Source organism: Bradyrhizobium sp. Crot121 (assembly GCF_059512385.1).
In genome coordinates this window covers 17,300-32,932 of record NZ_JCAMOR010000032.1, presented here as the reverse complement: position 1 = coordinate 32,932, position 15,633 = coordinate 17,300, and the positions used below count along the sequence as shown (strand labels likewise).

The 15,633-nt window shown below is 62.3% G+C and carries 15 protein-coding genes; 6 read left to right on the top strand and 9 right to left on the bottom strand.

Going from position 1 to position 15,633, the window contains the following annotated elements:
- Positions 1-23 precede the first annotated feature (23 nt).
- Positions 24-290: a hypothetical protein gene (locus AC5ZGW_RS25420; protein ID WP_463327362.1), complete on the bottom strand. Its 267-nt coding sequence runs from the start codon at positions 288-290 to the stop codon at positions 24-26.
- A 790-nt stretch (positions 291-1,080) separates the two neighbouring features.
- Here AC5ZGW_RS25420 and AC5ZGW_RS25415 point away from each other — a divergent pair.
- Positions 1,081-2,220: an extracellular catalytic domain type 1 short-chain-length polyhydroxyalkanoate depolymerase gene (locus AC5ZGW_RS25415; RefSeq protein ID WP_130230884.1), complete on the top strand. Its 1,140-nt coding sequence runs from the start codon at positions 1,081-1,083 to the stop codon at positions 2,218-2,220.
- A gap of 426 nt (positions 2,221-2,646) precedes the next feature.
- On the top strand, positions 2,647-3,540 hold the full coding sequence (locus AC5ZGW_RS25410) for an NAD(P)/FAD-dependent oxidoreductase (RefSeq protein ID WP_130230886.1): 894 nt from the start codon (positions 2,647-2,649) through the stop codon (positions 3,538-3,540).
- 1,034 nt (positions 3,541-4,574) lie between these two features.
- Here the strand turns inward: AC5ZGW_RS25410 and AC5ZGW_RS25405 are convergent.
- Both AC5ZGW_RS25405 and AC5ZGW_RS25400 read right to left on the bottom strand, forming a co-directional pair.
- Positions 4,575-4,997 (bottom strand): CBS domain-containing protein, encoded by a 423-nt coding sequence (locus AC5ZGW_RS25405; RefSeq protein WP_130230890.1) that lies wholly within the window; start codon positions 4,995-4,997, stop codon positions 4,575-4,577.
- Between the two features lie 52 nt (positions 4,998-5,049).
- On the bottom strand, positions 5,050-5,520 hold the full coding sequence (locus AC5ZGW_RS25400) for an aminoacyl-tRNA deacylase (RefSeq protein WP_028165041.1): 471 nt from the start codon (positions 5,518-5,520) through the stop codon (positions 5,050-5,052).
- A gap of 447 nt (positions 5,521-5,967) precedes the next feature.
- Between AC5ZGW_RS25400 and AC5ZGW_RS25395 the strand changes: the two genes are divergently transcribed.
- The gene (locus AC5ZGW_RS25395; protein ID WP_474417852.1) at positions 5,968-6,873 is read left to right on the top strand and encodes a hypothetical protein; all 906 of its coding nucleotides are present in this window, start codon (positions 5,968-5,970) and stop codon (positions 6,871-6,873) included.
- Positions 6,874-7,318: 445 nt separating this feature from the next.
- Here AC5ZGW_RS25395 and AC5ZGW_RS25390 read toward each other — a convergent pair whose 3' ends face one another.
- The 4 genes from AC5ZGW_RS25390 to AC5ZGW_RS25375 all read right to left on the bottom strand — a co-directional run bounded on the left by AC5ZGW_RS25390 (position 7,319) and on the right by AC5ZGW_RS25375 (position 11,175).
- Entirely contained in the window at positions 7,319-8,359 is a 1,041-nt protein-coding gene (locus AC5ZGW_RS25390; RefSeq protein WP_130230894.1) for an alpha/beta fold hydrolase, read from the bottom strand.
- 804 nt (positions 8,360-9,163) lie between these two features.
- Entirely contained in the window at positions 9,164-9,601 is a 438-nt protein-coding gene (locus tag AC5ZGW_RS25385; RefSeq protein WP_130228915.1) for a phage holin family protein, read from the bottom strand.
- A gap of 16 nt (positions 9,602-9,617) precedes the next feature.
- Positions 9,618-9,986, bottom strand: coding sequence for an ElaB/YgaM/YqjD family protein (locus tag AC5ZGW_RS25380; RefSeq protein WP_028165067.1), 369 nt, complete (start codon positions 9,984-9,986; stop codon positions 9,618-9,620).
- Between the two features lie 76 nt (positions 9,987-10,062).
- Positions 10,063-11,175 (bottom strand): AI-2E family transporter, encoded by a 1,113-nt coding sequence (locus tag AC5ZGW_RS25375; RefSeq protein ID WP_165435474.1) that lies wholly within the window; start codon positions 11,173-11,175, stop codon positions 10,063-10,065.
- 198 nt (positions 11,176-11,373) lie between these two features.
- Here AC5ZGW_RS25375 and AC5ZGW_RS25370 point away from each other — a divergent pair, with 198 nt between their 5' ends.
- A complete protein-coding gene (locus AC5ZGW_RS25370) occupies positions 11,374-12,165 on the top strand; it encodes a L,D-transpeptidase (protein ID WP_130228913.1) in 792 nt (263 codons plus the stop codon).
- A 7-nt stretch (positions 12,166-12,172) separates the two neighbouring features.
- Positions 12,173-12,826 (top strand): DUF2865 domain-containing protein, encoded by a 654-nt coding sequence (locus AC5ZGW_RS25365; protein ID WP_463327365.1) that lies wholly within the window; start codon positions 12,173-12,175, stop codon positions 12,824-12,826.
- 6 nt (positions 12,827-12,832) lie between these two features.
- On the opposite strand, the gene AC5ZGW_RS25360 is transcribed toward AC5ZGW_RS25365, so the two are convergent.
- Entirely contained in the window at positions 12,833-14,926 is a 2,094-nt protein-coding gene (locus tag AC5ZGW_RS25360; RefSeq protein WP_130228912.1) for a methyl-accepting chemotaxis protein, read from the bottom strand.
- Between the two features lie 198 nt (positions 14,927-15,124).
- On the opposite strand from AC5ZGW_RS25360, the gene AC5ZGW_RS25355 reads away from it, so the two are divergent.
- Positions 15,125-15,280 (top strand): Thivi_2564 family membrane protein, encoded by a 156-nt coding sequence (locus AC5ZGW_RS25355; RefSeq protein ID WP_130228911.1) that lies wholly within the window; start codon positions 15,125-15,127, stop codon positions 15,278-15,280.
- 152 nt (positions 15,281-15,432) lie between these two features.
- Here AC5ZGW_RS25355 and AC5ZGW_RS25350 read toward each other — a convergent pair whose 3' ends face one another.
- Positions 15,433-15,633 (bottom strand): CsbD family protein, encoded by a 201-nt coding sequence (locus AC5ZGW_RS25350; protein ID WP_027579253.1) that lies wholly within the window; start codon positions 15,631-15,633, stop codon positions 15,433-15,435.

The following is a 15,633-nucleotide window of genomic DNA, read 5'->3' as shown; positions in this document are numbered from 1 at the left end:
ACGAGCAACACGTTTCGGTAGTCTCAAGGAAGGAGATCATCCATGAGACTGAAAATTGCTGCTGTTGCCTTCGCCGCGCTTGGTGGTGTCGCTCTCACCTCGACGGCGGCTTCCGCAATGCCAAATCGGATCACAAAGGCGAACGAGATCGTCTTGCAAACTTCAAGGATCCAGCAGGCGCGCTGGACCAGCGGCCCGCGCCACAGCGCCCGGCACTCGGGTCCGCGATGGCGTGCCGCCCACGCTTGGAATCCGCGCCGCGTGTCGCGTCCGGGATGGCGCAGCGCCAACGCTTGGGCTCCGCGCCGGGCGTGGGGTCCGGGATGGCGCGGCGCCTATGCCTGGAGCCCACGACCGGCGTGGTCTGCGGGCCCGGCGTGGGGCGCGAGCCCAGGATGGGGCTGGGGCGCGAGCCCGGGGTGGGGATGGGGCGCGAGCCCGGGGTGGGGATGGGGCGCGCGCCCAGGATGGGGCGTGAGCGTGGGATTTGGCCCGAGCGTAGGGGTGGGCTGGAACAGCGGGTGGTGGTGATAGGCGCATAGCGAAGCATCCCGTTGCTGGCGCGACCCGTTGGGCCAAGATCAATGCCAAGATCAATATGGGCGTGCAAGGCTGGCCTGCTTACGCCAGCGTGGACCGCACGACCAACACCGGAAGGCTTCGTCAAAGCTATCAAAGCGGCTAGTCGCACCAACAGCGAGGAGGGTCGTTCGTGGTTCTGCCTCGGAGCCGATCGTCAAAGCGAAAGTCCACGACCGGCTTCGCCTCGCGCTGAATCCCGAGCGGCTGTATTTCTTCGACCGCGTGTCGCAAGCGGCGATCTGAGGCTTTCGTAGTCTGCTCGGGATGGCGAGCTGGCGGCCGCGGTCTTGACTCTGCTTCCGACGCCTGCAATGTTGCGGTGCACACAATCTCCTGTGATTGGCATAGGTGTGCACCGATGCGCGAGGAGTTTCGCAGTAAATTCGAAGGTCTTCTTGCGGCGGCCAGAAAGAACGCGGCGTCCATTCGCGGGGCGCCCGCCGCCCGACACGGCTGCGAGAACTGACCGGGTTTGGAGCAAATCCCGGCAATCTCCGTATGTTTGCCTACGCGCCTGAGGACCTTCCGCCCAATAGGCCCGTGGTCATCGCGCTACATGGCTGCACCCAAACCTCCGCCGAGTATGATCACGGTACCGGCTGGTCATCGCTCGCCGATAGGCTCGGCTTCGCGGTCGTCTATCCGCAGCAGCAGCCCACCAACAATCCGAAGAATTGTTTCTCGTGGTTCTTGCCGGGCGACATCGCGCGCGGTCATGGCGAGGCGCTTTCGATCAGGGAAATGATCGAGCATGCCCTGATGAGATTTGCGGGCGATCGGGGCAAAGTATTCGTGACCGGCCTCTCTGCCGGTGGCGCTATGGCTTCTGTTATGCTCGCGACCTATCCAGAGGTTATTGCCGGCGGCGCCATCATCGCCGGGTTGCCCTATGGATGCGCCAGCAACGTTCAACAAGCATTTGAGGCCATGTTTACCGAGCACGGACATGCCACGCAGGCGCTTGGCGATCGCGTGCGGGCAGCATCCAGACATTCCGGGCCGTGGCCGAAGATCTCGGTATGGCATGGCTCCCGCGACCCGATCGTGAAGCCGTCCAACGGTGAAGACATTATTCGGCAATGGACCAGCGTGCATGGGCTTTCGGACAGCCCCTCGCATCAAGAATTCCTCGAGAGCCACAATCGGCGCGTATGGAGCGACGCAAATGGTGAGCCACTGATCGAGGCGTTTTCCATCCGCGGCATGGGCCACGGTGTGCCGATCGCGACGAAGATGGAAGAGAGTTGCAGCTTTGCCGGTGCATTTTTCCTGGATGTGGGAATTTCCTCTACGCATCACATCTCTCGCTTCTGGGGTTTGCATGAATCTCCGGTTGAAATGCCCCGTGCCGCGCCGACGTCAGCCACCATTCAGATGCCAACTGATGACCACGCCCTGCTCATTGCTGCAGCAGGTGCCGAGGGCACGCACGGTTCAGGCGGCGCCTCAACTGCTAATGATCGAGCCCAGCAGATGCGTCCGCCGCTCGACCCCAACACCATCATCGCGGCGGCCTTTAAAGCCGCAGGTCTCCCGGTTCCGGAGTTTCCCATCGCGCTGCCCGGCACGCCGCCGCGCGTTGCACCTGGCCCGATCATCACGGCGGCCCTGAAGGCCGCCGGACTGGTGCCGCGTTAATCCGACGTCGGCGCTCGCTCTTGTCGTGGATTGACGGGTCGGGCGTGGTCGCCAATTGGCCCTGAGCCGAATAACGTTTGAATCCGTCATCATATCGGCTGTCCGGGGCAGACCGGATATTGTGGTCGCGCTCGTGAACTGCAGCTCTGGATCCAGGCGCCGCAAATGTTTGTGTATTCGGCGACCGAAAGCGTCAGTTGGCGACAACTGGCGGCTGTTTGTGGCGCTATTGTTTCTTGAGCCATCCCTCGGCGATGTCATGCGAGCCCTCGGCACGCTCCTCCTCGAACGGGCTGGGGTTCGCCGGTAAGGCCTCTTCAACTGTCTGCTTCAGGCAGTTGGTAAACGGCCCAGGCTTGAGGCCGTTCCTGAAAACCAATTCTCCAGCGTGTAAGAACCTCATCGGTGCGAACGGGTTAATCGCAGATGCCTGAAGATGTTGAGGTCTTGGTTATCGGTGCCGGGCCAGCGGGTCTCGTGTCCGCGATCTACCTTGCGCGATTCGAGCGAAAGGTTCTGGTTGTCGATTCCGGTGAGTCTCGGGCGGCACTGATTCCGAAAAGCCACAATTTTCCGGGATTCGCACACGGAATTTCCGGTGCCGAATTGCTTGCGCGCATGAGAGAGCAGGTGGCCGCGCTCGGTGTTCGGCTGATCGACGGCAAGGTCGAGGCACTTGCGCGAGCCGGCAGCGGCTTTACTGCCACGGTCGGTCGCGCGAATATCCTGGTGTCGAAAGTCGTTCTCGCGACCGGTATCGTCGATCGGCAGCCTCCGATGAAGGATTGGGCCAGCGCGGTAGAGGAAGGTCTGCTGCGCTATTGTCCGATATGCGACGCGTTCGAGGCGCGCGCGAAAAGGATAGGGGTGATCGGCCCGCTTGCGCATGCAGCGAGCAAGGCGCTTTTCCTTCGTACTTTCACCACTGATGTAGTCCTCGTTCCGACCGATGACGCGCGTGAGGACGGGCTGGAGATGAAGCTGAAGCAGGCAACAATTGCCACCACTGCGCCACTCGCTCAGCTTAAAAAAGTCGATGGTCGATTAGCGGCTCGGCTGATCGATGGCACCTCAGTCGGGTTCGATGTTATCTATCCTGCGATGGGCAGCGAGGTCCGATCCGCCCTGTCACTTGCGGTGGGCGCGGATCATACGGCGGAAGGGTTTCTGATCGTGGACCAAAAACAGCAGAGCACGGTCCAGGGACTGTACGGAATTGGTGACGTCGTCAGTGACCTGCACCAGATATCGGTCGCACTGGGTCATGCTGCGGTAGCGGCATGCCACATCCACAATACACTGCCACCGAACTACGTGTAGTCGCCACCGCCTAGAAACGTTGCCGGATCGTGATGACTGTCTCGGCCGTCATCCATTGACCCGCCGAGCACGGCTAGGCCGAGCCTGAGCGGCAAGGGGAGTCCTGAGAGCGGCCAGTGATTTTCCTCGGTCCAGTTTCGGCGACCGATCGCGCAGGTAAAGGAACTGCCCGTCGAACAAACAATAGGACGAAGATCCGAACGCGAGCGAGCAGAAGAGGGCGCCTCCATTGGAAAGGACACGTGAAAAGCTCCTGGCCTGGGTAGAATAACCGGTTGCTGGTAAGAAACTATTTTAGCGTTCCCGACTTTGCTTTGCGAAGATCGTCTGATTCGCAGAGGTCGACTGTGAACAGAATCCTTAGGCCGGTTACTTACGTCTTCGCCGCCGTGTATTTCCTGGTGGATGCGGCGTTTTTGGCGCTGGCCAAGCCGATCTCAAACTGGATCGCTGACCACGTTCCGTTGAGACGACTACGGGCTTGGATCAGGTCGTTACCGCCTTACCCATCGCTTGCACTCTTTTCAGTTCCTGTGATTCTTCTGGAACCTGTTAAGCCTCTCGCCGCATATCTAGCCGCGACGGGGCAGTTTCTGAGCAGCGCTTTAACATTGATCACGGGCGAGCTGTTAAAGCTCGTGCTGGTAGAGCGTCTATTCAGTCTCACCCGAGACAAATTAATGAAGATCCCCGCATTTGCTTGGGTCTATGTCAGGTTCCAGCAAGCGAAAGCTTGGTTAGAAGCCACGGAGGCTTGGCGTACCATACGGTCGTTGAGCAGGGCGGCCCGCAACTACGCTGCACGTGTCAAAGCAACGATATGGTGCCACTTCGCCACTGTGGGGGGCGATAGAAATCGGAGCTAAATCCCTGGGCTACAGGTCCACAACTTGTCCGCCCAATCCGCGATTGTGGACCGGAGCTCGCGCGGACCCCGTGATTCCCTCCCTGGGCACCACTCCCCGGTCAAAGCAAGACGCTGCCGCACCTCCAGCCTTTGGCGGCGGCTTGGCGGTTGTCACGCTGGCCACGCCTCAGTGATGAGCCGAGACGCTCCTGACGCATTCGGACAGGAGATTGTCGCCAGACGTGGAATGGCTGACATCGCCGAGACTGAGGATGCCGACCATCCGCTTGCTCTTGTTGATCACCGGCAGCCTGCGGACCTGCAGCTTCTCCATGTGATGCATCGCCTTTGCGAGGTCATCGTCCTCGCGGCAGCAATGGATGCCTTCGGTCATGACATCGCGCGCCGTCGCGCGACGCGCATCGAAGTCGTTGCTCGCAAGCCCTTTGCAGACGATATCGCGGTCGGTCACCATCCCGATCAGCCGATCGTCCTCTCCGATCGGAATGCAGCCGATGTCGTGCCCCCGCATCAATTTCGCGAGTTCGGTGACGGGGGTGTCGGGGCTGACCCAGTCGACGCCCTTGTGCATCACGTCTTTGACTTTCATGGCGGACCTCCATTGCTGGATTTCAGGTGCACTTGATGCGCGCGACCAATCCTCAGTCGTGCGCGCTAAAGCGCCCATGCGGTGCGTTCGCCGTCAGGCGCGCAAACTGCTCATGCGTGAGATGAAGCAGGGTCTCGTGATCGCCGGCTTCCATATAGATTTCCGGCTGTGTCTCGATGCTATCGTCGACAATAATATCGAGCCCATAGCACTTGCCAATGGCCGGAACGGCGCCGAGTGCGCAGTCGCGGAACAGTCGATTGATTTCGGCTTCATTCGCCATATCGACATGATCACCGAGTGTCGCCCGCAGTTCCGACAGGCGGAGGTGGTGCGATGCCGGCACGACGGCGAGGATATATTCGCCGTCGCGTCGCAGCACGATGCCTTTGGCAAGACGGTCGCCCGAGATATGGCATGCTTCGGCCGTGCGAGTGGACGACATGCTCGGCTCGTGCTGGATCTCCTCGTATTGGATGTTTTCAGCGGCGAGGTATTTTTGCAGTGTGGGAGCGATGGACATGACGTGACCTCCGGTGCGGGTAGGCAAACCATCCGCCGTAAGGTCTTCCTGCCGAGCCTCGCCTTACGATGGGCGGCTGCGTCATTTATAAGGCCAACATATTCCTTCCATCCGCCAGCCGCAATTCTTCGTCAGTGACCGGGGTGCGATGCAACGCTTCCAGATTGGCGTTGGTATGCTCTCTGTCTTTGCCACCAACAGGCGATCGTCGCGGCGTACGTATCACCGATAAGGCAGCGTTCTTGGCCCAATTCTCGATCGCTCTGGCCCGGTGCAGAAGTCGCGAAAAACGCGGTTGGGTTGTGATCCTCTCGCAACACAAGAAACAATTCGGCTTATGATGCAACCATAGGTATTGCGGGCGGGGCTGGATCGTAATTGGATCAAGCTTTCTTCGACTAGCCTTATGAGAAATTTCAGCGTGTTCATTTCGAACGGGGGCATACTTTGTCAACGAAGGGCCGTTTTGCGCCTCTGATCGGCATTGTTCTCGCCGGATGCGGGACAGTGGTGCCCGACATTCAGGAATTCTGGGGAACGCCTAAGGATGCCGCGGACAAGGTCGAGCAGATCTCGTCCCAGGTCCTCTGCGAACTTCGGCGAGCGGTGCAGAGGGTTCTTTATGAGGACAAGCACCGTCCGGTGGTTTACAAGCCCGACCCCGCCGCTCCACCTATTCAAATCCAACACCTCGAATGGTTCGAGCACGGGTGGGGCGTTCAGGTCACCCTGAATTTGAACGTCGCCGAAAGTAGCGGCGTGTCGCCGGGGGTCTCGTTCATCAGGAGTTGGAGCAACTCGCAGTCGTTCGTGGCGGGGCTCGGAGGCAGCTTGAACTCGACCGCGACGCGCACGGATAAACTCAACATGTTCTTCACGGTGGAGGAATTGGCCAGTGGCTACCCCTCCATGAACCTTCCATGCATCGACGACCAGCCGCCCAAGGCGACTTTATTCATCGAGAGCGATTTGAAGCTCTATGACTGGCTCCATGCGGCCTTGTTGCCGAACCTCACCAACATCATCCCCTATCAAAACAGCAAGAGCGCCACGAACGTCATCCAGCACGAAGTCAAGTTCGAGATCGTCTCGAACGGAAGCGCTACGCCCGCATGGAAGCTCGTCGAGTTCACCGCCAACACGTCCGGAACGTTTCTTTCGGCGGGACGAGATCGGACGCAAGACCTCACGATAACGTTCGGACCCCTGGCCGAAGGTGTTTCCAGTACGGCCACGGCAAGTCACGCGCGCAATAACACGAGAGTCGCGCGAAACCGACAGCTCTCGACGCCGGCCGAGAACGCTCACCTCGCGGCGCAGATAGGACTTGCCGTAAGTGAATCTCTCAAATGAGCGGTTAACCTAGCCAGCGGAGACCTTCGATGCCTGACAATCGTACGGACCATCAACCGCCGATCCCGCGGAGCCCCAGAGCGGCAAGGCGCCTCGGCTACACGAAACAAACCGACGTGAAAAATCCATTGAGGGGTCTGAGCGAAGCTGCAAAAACCCGGATGGTCTTGGTCAGCCTCGCGCGGAGCGGTCAGCCGGCGCGATATTGCCATTGGGATCCCGAGAAGGGCGTCTGGGTGTGCAGCTATACGGACGACGGTGAGTAGAAGAGATCGCCGTTCGGCTCTTCCGATTGAAGCGGTCTCGCTCGCGACGGACCTTCGGCGCCTCGGCTTTATAGCCATGTGCCGCTTTCGGCATAATGAGCTGACAACCTCGCGCGAACGCTGGTGGTGCATCCAGTGAAGCGCGATGGCTCGCTGACCAGCGCCAATCCTGCTTCCCGTTACTTCGTCACCATCGCCCCCGTCTCCGGATGCTGCAGCCACCCAAGCACCGCCTCGTGGAATCGAGTCGGCGCCTGGATCTGCGGCGCATGGCCGAGATCGGGGAATTCGATCAGTTGCACGTGCGGGAAGCGCTTGGCGGCTTCCTTGCCGAGCACGGGATAATTGCCGAGCTTGGGGCGAACGTCCGGCGGCGCGAGGTCCTTGCCGATGGCGGTGGTGTCTTTGTCGCCGATCAGGAGCAGCACTGGCGCGGTGATGCGCTCGAATTCGTAGAACACCGGCTGGGTCGCGATCATGTCGTAGAGCCGCGCCGAACTCGATGCCACCGCCTCGCGTCCGGGACCGCGATACATGCCGGCCAGCATCTGCACCCAGGGTTCGTATGACGCGTCCCAGGTGTTGGCATAATAAGTCGCGCGCTCGTAGGCGCGAATGGTGTCGGCGGTCACGCGCTTCTCGCGTTCGTTCCAGCCGTCGAGGCTGAGCCACGGCACGCCCTTGGCTGCCCAGTCCTCCAGCCCGATCGGATCGACCAGCACGAGCTGATCGACGGCCGCCGGATACATCAGCGCGTAGCGCATCGCCAGCAAGCCGCCGGTCGAATGGCCCATGATCACCGAACGCTCGATGCCGAGTGACGCCAATAGCGCGCGGGTGTTGCCCGCGAGCTGGTGGAACGTGAACTGATAGCGCTCGGGCTTGCTGGATTTGCAGAACCCGATCTGGTCGGGCGCGATCACCCGATAGCCGGCCGCCGTCAGCGCCTTGATCGAGCCTTCCCAGGTGGCGGCACAGAAATTCTTTCCATGCAGCATCACGACGGTGCGGCCGTTCGGGTTCGACGGTTTGACGTCGAGATAAGCCATCTCCAGGTCCTGGCCCTGCGACGAGAACCGGTAGCGATCAACCGGGAAGGGGTATTCGAAGCCCTGCAATTCCGAACCATAGGCCGGCCCGTCATCGGCGGCGGGCGCCGGTGAACTCAGGCTCACAACGGTGGTCAATGCGAGACCGAACAGGGTGGCAAAACGGATCATCGGGCAATCCTGCGGATTGGAATGTCAGGCGGCCTCGGACTAACGCAGCACTGTGACGCTATCCAGAAGGCTTGCGATGATTTGTTTGTGATCGATCGGGAGATCGGCCGACTGCTCACGCCGTCATTGCGAGCGGAGCGAAGCAATCCATGGTCTCCACAAGCGGCGCTATGGATTGCTTCGCTTCGCTCGCAATGACGATGTGGTTGATTTCGGTGCGACAAATTAACTCGACGGGCAAATCAGCCGAAAGTCTGTCCACCCCTCGCGTGAAAAATATTCGGCTTTCGCCGTCGGGCAAATCAGTGATTTAACTCCGCGCGTCTCACGGCGGATGAGGGGCGGGTCGCGATCGTCACGAACGTTGCAGTGAGATGCGGTGGACGCTGATATCACGACTGACGAGCGTGACATCAGCGGACGGCGAAGTCGTGTGGTCCTGGCGCCCCGACGCTGGCGCTAAGTGCGCGAGCAGCAAGAGCTGCCGCGGACGACGGTGGCAAGAAAGCCCGGTCACCGGGGAGAGCGCGAAGGAAACCGTAACACCATCGCGCAGGGAAAGCCGGAATGCTTCGGTTGAACCTGTGGTCCTACCCCCGTGCTTTTTGTTGCACGGGACCCATGGGTGCAACCGGCACCCGGCTTTCCCCGCGCCCTCTGCTCTCGAGGAGGGCGGAAAGTGACGCAAAGCTCGGGCAGTTCGTGCTGCGAGAATGCAGACTCACATCCTCTCCGCTGTTTGACATTTGAATCCGGACCTCACCCCGCGTCGTCCCGGCGTGGGCCGGGACGACGGCACGCCTGTCACTTGTCCGGTGGCGGTTGATCGTTCGCCGCGCCGCGGCTGGCCATCAGCCCGAACGCCAGCCCGCCGATTGCCACAATCGGGACCAGCCGTTTCACGCCGATGGTGCGGACGAGTTGCAGGCCGGTTGCGATCATCGCGGGGTTGGTGAGGAGGGATTGGCGTGCCGCGCGGGCCATCTCCTCGGCGCGCAGCCGCATCTGCCGCTTGCGTGCGACGTAGAGAGCGGCGGCGATCAGCGCGACCACGACGAAGAGCGCGGCGCAGGCAAGGCAGGCCCAGATCGGCCCATAGGTCCGCTGCACCCAGACGAAGAATGCTGCACAGATGAAGCCGAGCGCAATGAGCACAGTTGCGGCGATCACGACCGCAAGCGACGTCAGCCGCATGGCGTTGCCGGCCTGCTCCCTGACATCACTGACCAGTCGCTGCAGCATGGGGACGCGTCCGCCGCTACCTTCGCCAGGCGATGCCGATCAGGAAGCCGAGGCCGAGCGCCAGGCCGACGGTCGCCAGCGGGCGCTGGGTGATGGCGTCCTCCAGCGTCTCCTCGATCGAGGAGTACGCGTCCTGCGCGGCGTCCATCATCGCGCTGCCGCGCTCCGAGACGTCGCCGACAGCGGATTCGGCGCGGTCGCGTGCCTGGTCGTAGCCGCGGCGTGCCTGTTTTCTGGCGCTGCCGGCGAACGAGTTGAGCGCCTCGGTGATCTGGTCGGTCAGCGCGGCGATGTCATCCTTCACGTTGGCGACATCCTTCTGCAGGCGTTCATAGGTTGCTTTGTCTGTCATGTTCTTCAATCCGAAATCGCTTGTCGCCGACATCGAACAGCTCCCGAACCAATGTTGCTTCTTGGCAAAACGCGGCGTCGGGAACTAAGTTCCCGAGCCAAAATTGAGTTCACTCCTCCGGCAGATGCGGCGAATTGACCGGCATCAGATGCTCCTTGAGGATCAGCGCGACGATCAGAAGTGGGGAGGCCAGGAACGCGCCCATCGGGCCCCACAGCCAGGTCCAGAACGCCAGTGCGATGAAAATGGCGAGCGCATTCAGGGCAAGTCTTCGGCCGACGATGGTCGGGGTGATGAAATGCCCCTCGAGGAAGGTCAGCACCGCAAAGCAGGCCGGCGCGATCAATCCGGCGCTGATGGTCGAGAAGCTGACGAGCCCGACCAGCACCAATACCACGAACATCGCAACCGGCCCGATGATCGGGATGAAGTTCAGCGTGGCGGCGAGCGCGCCGAGAGCTGCCGGGGTGGGCATGCCGGTGACGGCGCAGATGAGCCCGGTCCCGATCCCGACGCCGATATTGATCATGGTCACCAGGAGCAGGTAATTGCCGAGGTGCCCCTCGATCTCGTTCAGGATCCGCAAGGTTCGGAGCCGCCAATCGCGATCGCCGAAAGCCATGACGAGCGTCCGCCGCAGGTCCTTCCAGCTTGCGATGAACAGGATCAGGGTGGCGATGAACAGCAGGAATTCGGCAAAGGTCGGCGAGAGGAATTCGAGCGTCGGCTGCACCCATTCGAATTTCGGCAACTGCAAGGGGGCAAGCGTCCCGGAGCCACCGATCATGGTCTGCAATTCCTGCCACAGCCCGAGCGGCCGGTCGAAGATGTGCATCTTCTCCTTCAGTGTCGCTGCGAGCTCCGGCAGCCGGGCGCTCCACTCGATCGCCGGAGCGGAGATGAGCCCGATAGTGAAAGTAGCGGCAGCGCTGACGGCGGCGACGATCAGCACTGCGCCGATCGCGCGGGGCACGCGGTAGCGCTCGAGGAAGCTTGCCGCCGGCGACAGCATGGTGCCGACGATGAAGGCCATCGTGATCGGCAGGAAGAACGCCTTGGCCAGATAGAGTACCGCGACGATGGCGATGATCAGGAGCCCGACCAGCGACAGGGCGACAAGCTCGGTGCGGCGGATGACCGGCGGCAGCTCGGCGTGGCCATTGGGTGCGGGCGTGCCTTCGGCGCCATTGGACAGGAGACGCTCACTGGGAAGGACATGCACGCTGGTTCTCTCCCGCGACGGGCGCGTATCAATTGTGACGCAAACTCCGGGCCGGCCGTCAGGTTCCATCGCGCGATCGTGAGCGCTTGTGTCCTTGACTGGTGCGCCTCCGCCACGGCCGCGCCGGAACCGCGAAGCGATGGCGCGCGTTTGGTTGGGGCAGAGCATCAGCGTGATGCGTATCCAATGGGGCAGCACATGACACCGTCATCCGCTCTATTCCGCCGATCGTCGCGCGCGGCTAACGCGCTTGTCTTCGCCGCCAGCCTGCTGGTGACGCCAATCGTGCTCTCAACCTCGGCAGGTGCCCAGTCGCTGGGCTATGCACCCATCCGGCAGAGCGCGTTTCCGTCCGATGCGGCGTTGACGCCCGAGGCAAGGGATGCGGAAGCCGGCGTGCTGCCGGAGCGGCTGCGCCGCGCGGTGGTGCCGTTCGCGACCAGCGAAGCGGCAGGCACGGTCATCATCGATACCGGCAACACCGCGCTCTACTATGTGCTCGGGCAGGGCCGCGCGATCCGCTATGGCGTCGGCGTCGGCCGCGAAGGCTTCACCTGGTCGGGCGTGCAGAGCATCAGCCGCAAAGCGGAATGGCCGGACTGGTATCCGCCGGCCGAGATGATCAAGCGCCAGCCCTATCTGCCGCGGTTCATCGCCGGCGGTCCCGGCAATCCGCTCGGCGCGCGTGCGATGTATCTCGGCTCGAGCGAATACCGCATCCACGGCACCAACGATCCCTCGACCATCGGTAAGTTCGTCTCTTCCGGCTGCATCCGGATGACCAATGAGGACGTCACCGATCTGTTTGGCCGCGTCAATGTCGGCACCAAGGTCGTGGTGCTGCCCAAGAACGCGCCGGTGCTGGCCCGCGGTTCGGATGCCAGGACCACGATCAGCGTGCGCCCGGCGCCGCCGCGTCCGCAAGCCGCGGCGACCACGCTGCCATCGGGCCAACAGGCGATACGACTGAACGTGTCGTCGGTGAACTGAGGTGAGGATGGCCCCAATACCGCGTTGGCGATGGATGTTCGGCGCGACGGCGCTCTCGCTTGCCGTCGCCGCGCCGGCGGCGCAGGCCCAGGATTTCTTCTCGCTCCTGTTCGGCGGCTTCGGCCGGCCTCCGATGATCCGGCCGCCGTTCGACGACGGCCCGCCCGTTGCGCAGCAGCGGGTTTGGCGGCCGCGCTCGTATGACCGCAGCTACGACCACGCCGATAGCGTCGGGGGGCGGGCGTTCTGCGTGCGTACCTGTGACGGACGTTACTTCCCGCTGCCGGACTCCGACAATGCCAGCCGCGCGCAGAGCTGCAATAGTTTCTGCCCGGCGAGCGAGACCAAGCTGGTCTATGGCAGCAGCATCGACAGCGCGGAGACGGAGGACGGAAAGGCCTATTCGGAACTGCCGAACGCGTTCCGTTACCGAAACGAGCTCGTGGCGGGGTGCACCTGCAATGGCAAGGATCCCGGCGGGCTGGCGCAGATCAAGATCGAGGATGATCCCACCTTGCGCAAGGGTGACATCGTCGCCGGCGAGAACGGCCTGATGGTCGCGGGCCGCCCCGACAAGCGTGGCGCCTCGCTGCAGTTCTCGCCCGCGCCCGACCGCATCCGCGCCAAATATGGGCGCGTGCCGGTCATGGCGCGGGAGTAAGCAGAACTAAGCGGCGCGGATCTTGCCGAGGAAATCGGTGACCTGGTCGCCGAGCCCGCGGCTTTGCGTCTCCAGCGTCTCCGAGGCGAGGCGAACGTCCTCGGCGGCGCCGGCCGCGGAGTCCGCATCGGCCTTCACGCCGGTGATGTTCTCGGACACGTTCTTGGTGCCCTGGGCGGCGAATTGTGTGCTGCGCGTGATCTCCTGGGTCGCGGCGCCCTGTTCCTGCACCGCGGCGGCAATCGCGGTCGCGACCTCGTTGACCTCGCCGATGATGCTGCCGATGCCATTAATGGCGTCGATGGCCTCGCCCGCGACCTTCTGGATGTCGGCGATCTGCTCGGAAATCTCCTCCGTCGCCTTCGCGGTCTGGCTCGCCAGCGACTTGACCTCGGAGGCAACCACGGCGAAGCCGCGTCCGGCCTCGCCGGCGCGGGCGGCCTCGATGGTGGCGTTCAGTGCCAGCAGGTTGGTCTGCGCCGCGATGGTGTTGATGAGGCCGATCACCTCGCCGATGCGGCCGGCGGATTTCGCCAGTCCCTGCACGGTCCCGTCGGTGTTGCGGGCCTGGCTGACCGCGCGGCTGGCGATACCGGCTGCATGCGCCGCCTGCTGGCTGATGTCGTTGATCGAGGCGCTCAATTCCTCGGAAGCCGCCGCGACCGTCTCCACGCTCATCGACGCCTCGCCGGACGCCTTTTCGGCGATCTCGACCCGTGCATTGGTCTGGCGCGACACGGCGGAAAGGTTGGCCGACGTCGCCCGCATCTTGCCGGAGGCATCGCCGAGCTGTTCGAGCGTCTGGCGCACCAGATGCTCGAACTCGCCGACATGGTTCTCGATCGCCTGCTGGCGGGCGGCCGCGCCGGCATTGCGCTCGCGCTCCTGCGCTTCGATGCGAAGCTTGTCCTTCGCCTGCTGCTTGAAGGTTTCGAGCGCACCGGCAAGCGCGCCGATCTCGTCCTTGCGCCCGCCATAGCCGCTATCGACGTCGAGGTTGCCGGAGGCGACTTTCAGCATGGCATCGCGGATGTTGTGCAGCGGCGTGATGACGCGGCGGCCGATCGCGATCATGGCGCCGACGGTGAGCGTGATCGCACCGGCGAGCAGCGCAAGCTGTGTAATCAGCGAGCGCTGCGCCAGGGCGTATTGGGCTGCGGCGTGATCCTTTGCCGCATCGAGCGCTGCTTCAGCGACCGCCACCGCCGTCCCCATCCGGCCGACGGTGACCGGGCTCCACTGGTTCGCGGTCATCTCGGGCTTCTCGCCATTGGCCAGCGCCGCCACCAGCCGGTCGCGCAGGCTTTGATACTCCGGCTCGAAATAAGCGGTCTCGGAGGCGGGGATCGCGGCCGCAAGCTTCGGCGGCAATTGCATGCCTGAGGTCGACACCTCGAGCGCCTTCCAGGCGGCATCGATGCCGCCGACGAATTTGATGTAACGGAGGCGGGTTTCCGGCGCGATACGGCCTGCACCAAGTGCGTCCGATACCAGCGCGGAGGCTTCGCCGGCGGTGTTGCGCAACAGCCAGGCGGTCTGCTTGATGTTGAGCAATTGGTCGATCACGGCGTCCTGATGATTGACATCGGCGGCAAGCGTTCCCGACAATTTGTCGAGCACATCGAGCAGCGCCAGCGTCGTCGCCTGATACTCCTTCGCCAGTTCGGCGCGGCGCGCTTCCTTCGGCTTGGCCATCTCCTGCCAAGATTCCGTCTGCTGGGCGGTCAGCAGCGAGAACTGCCGCTCGAACTCCGGCACCAAGGTCTTCTGCTGGGCGAAGTCCATGGTCTTGAGCCGGGCGAGCCCGTTCGCCATCGCCAGCATTTCGGCATCGCGGAGATCGCGGAGGTACTTCTCTATTCCGCTGTCCAGCGGAGACGCGCCGGTCAGAACGCGGTTGGTGGAAGAACGATCGGTCCGCAGACTGTGCATCGCCTTGAAAAGATTGGCTGAGACATCGGCGATCGTCGAAATTCGGCCCGCTACCTGCAGCCGGCCCCAGCTATCCCACGCGTTCAGCGAGAAACCGACGATGATGCAAAATGCAGTGCTCAGGATAACGATCTTCAGCAACGCGGATACAGAAAGGCGATTCAGCATGTGGCTCCCCCAAAGCTGTCGCCATCTGGAACAAGAAGGGTAAAAATTTCCGGAAGCGCTATTGCCGTATATCTACGGAGCTTGCTGAAATGACTGAGCTTTTCTCAAGGGAAGTCGGGTTCCCCACCTGGAACCTCGCGGGCATCTGGCAGTTAAGAGAAGACTAACACGCCATTCACGACGTCCCCGGGGGGCCGCATGCTCGTCAGCATACTCGTCACGTTTCTGGTCGTTATCCTCGTCCTTTACCTGATCAACCTGCTGCCGCTTGATGCGCGCGCCAAGCAGATCGCGCGCGTCGTCGTCATCATCCTGGGTGTGATCTCGCTGTTGAAATACATCGCGGTGTTCTGAGAATGCCCCAAGCAAAAAGCCCCGGCGTTGGCCGGGGCTTTTGCGGCGAGAGCCTGGAGCTTCGGTTCTGATTGAATCAGAGTCGAAGCTCTAGATTCTTGTTTTGACCCGTTTTCTTCACGCGAACCGGTCTCCACTTCGCTCGAAACGCCCTATCGCAGGCTCCGGAACCAGTCGTCCACATCCTTGTGGATCTGGTCCTTGGCGAAGCCGTAGCGCTGCTGCAGCTTGCCTTCGAGCTGCTCGCGGCGGCCTTCGATCACGTTGAGATCGTCATCGGTGAGCTTGCCCCATTTCTCCTTGGCGGCGCCCTTGAACTGCTTCCAGTTGCCCTCGATCCGGTTCCAATCCAT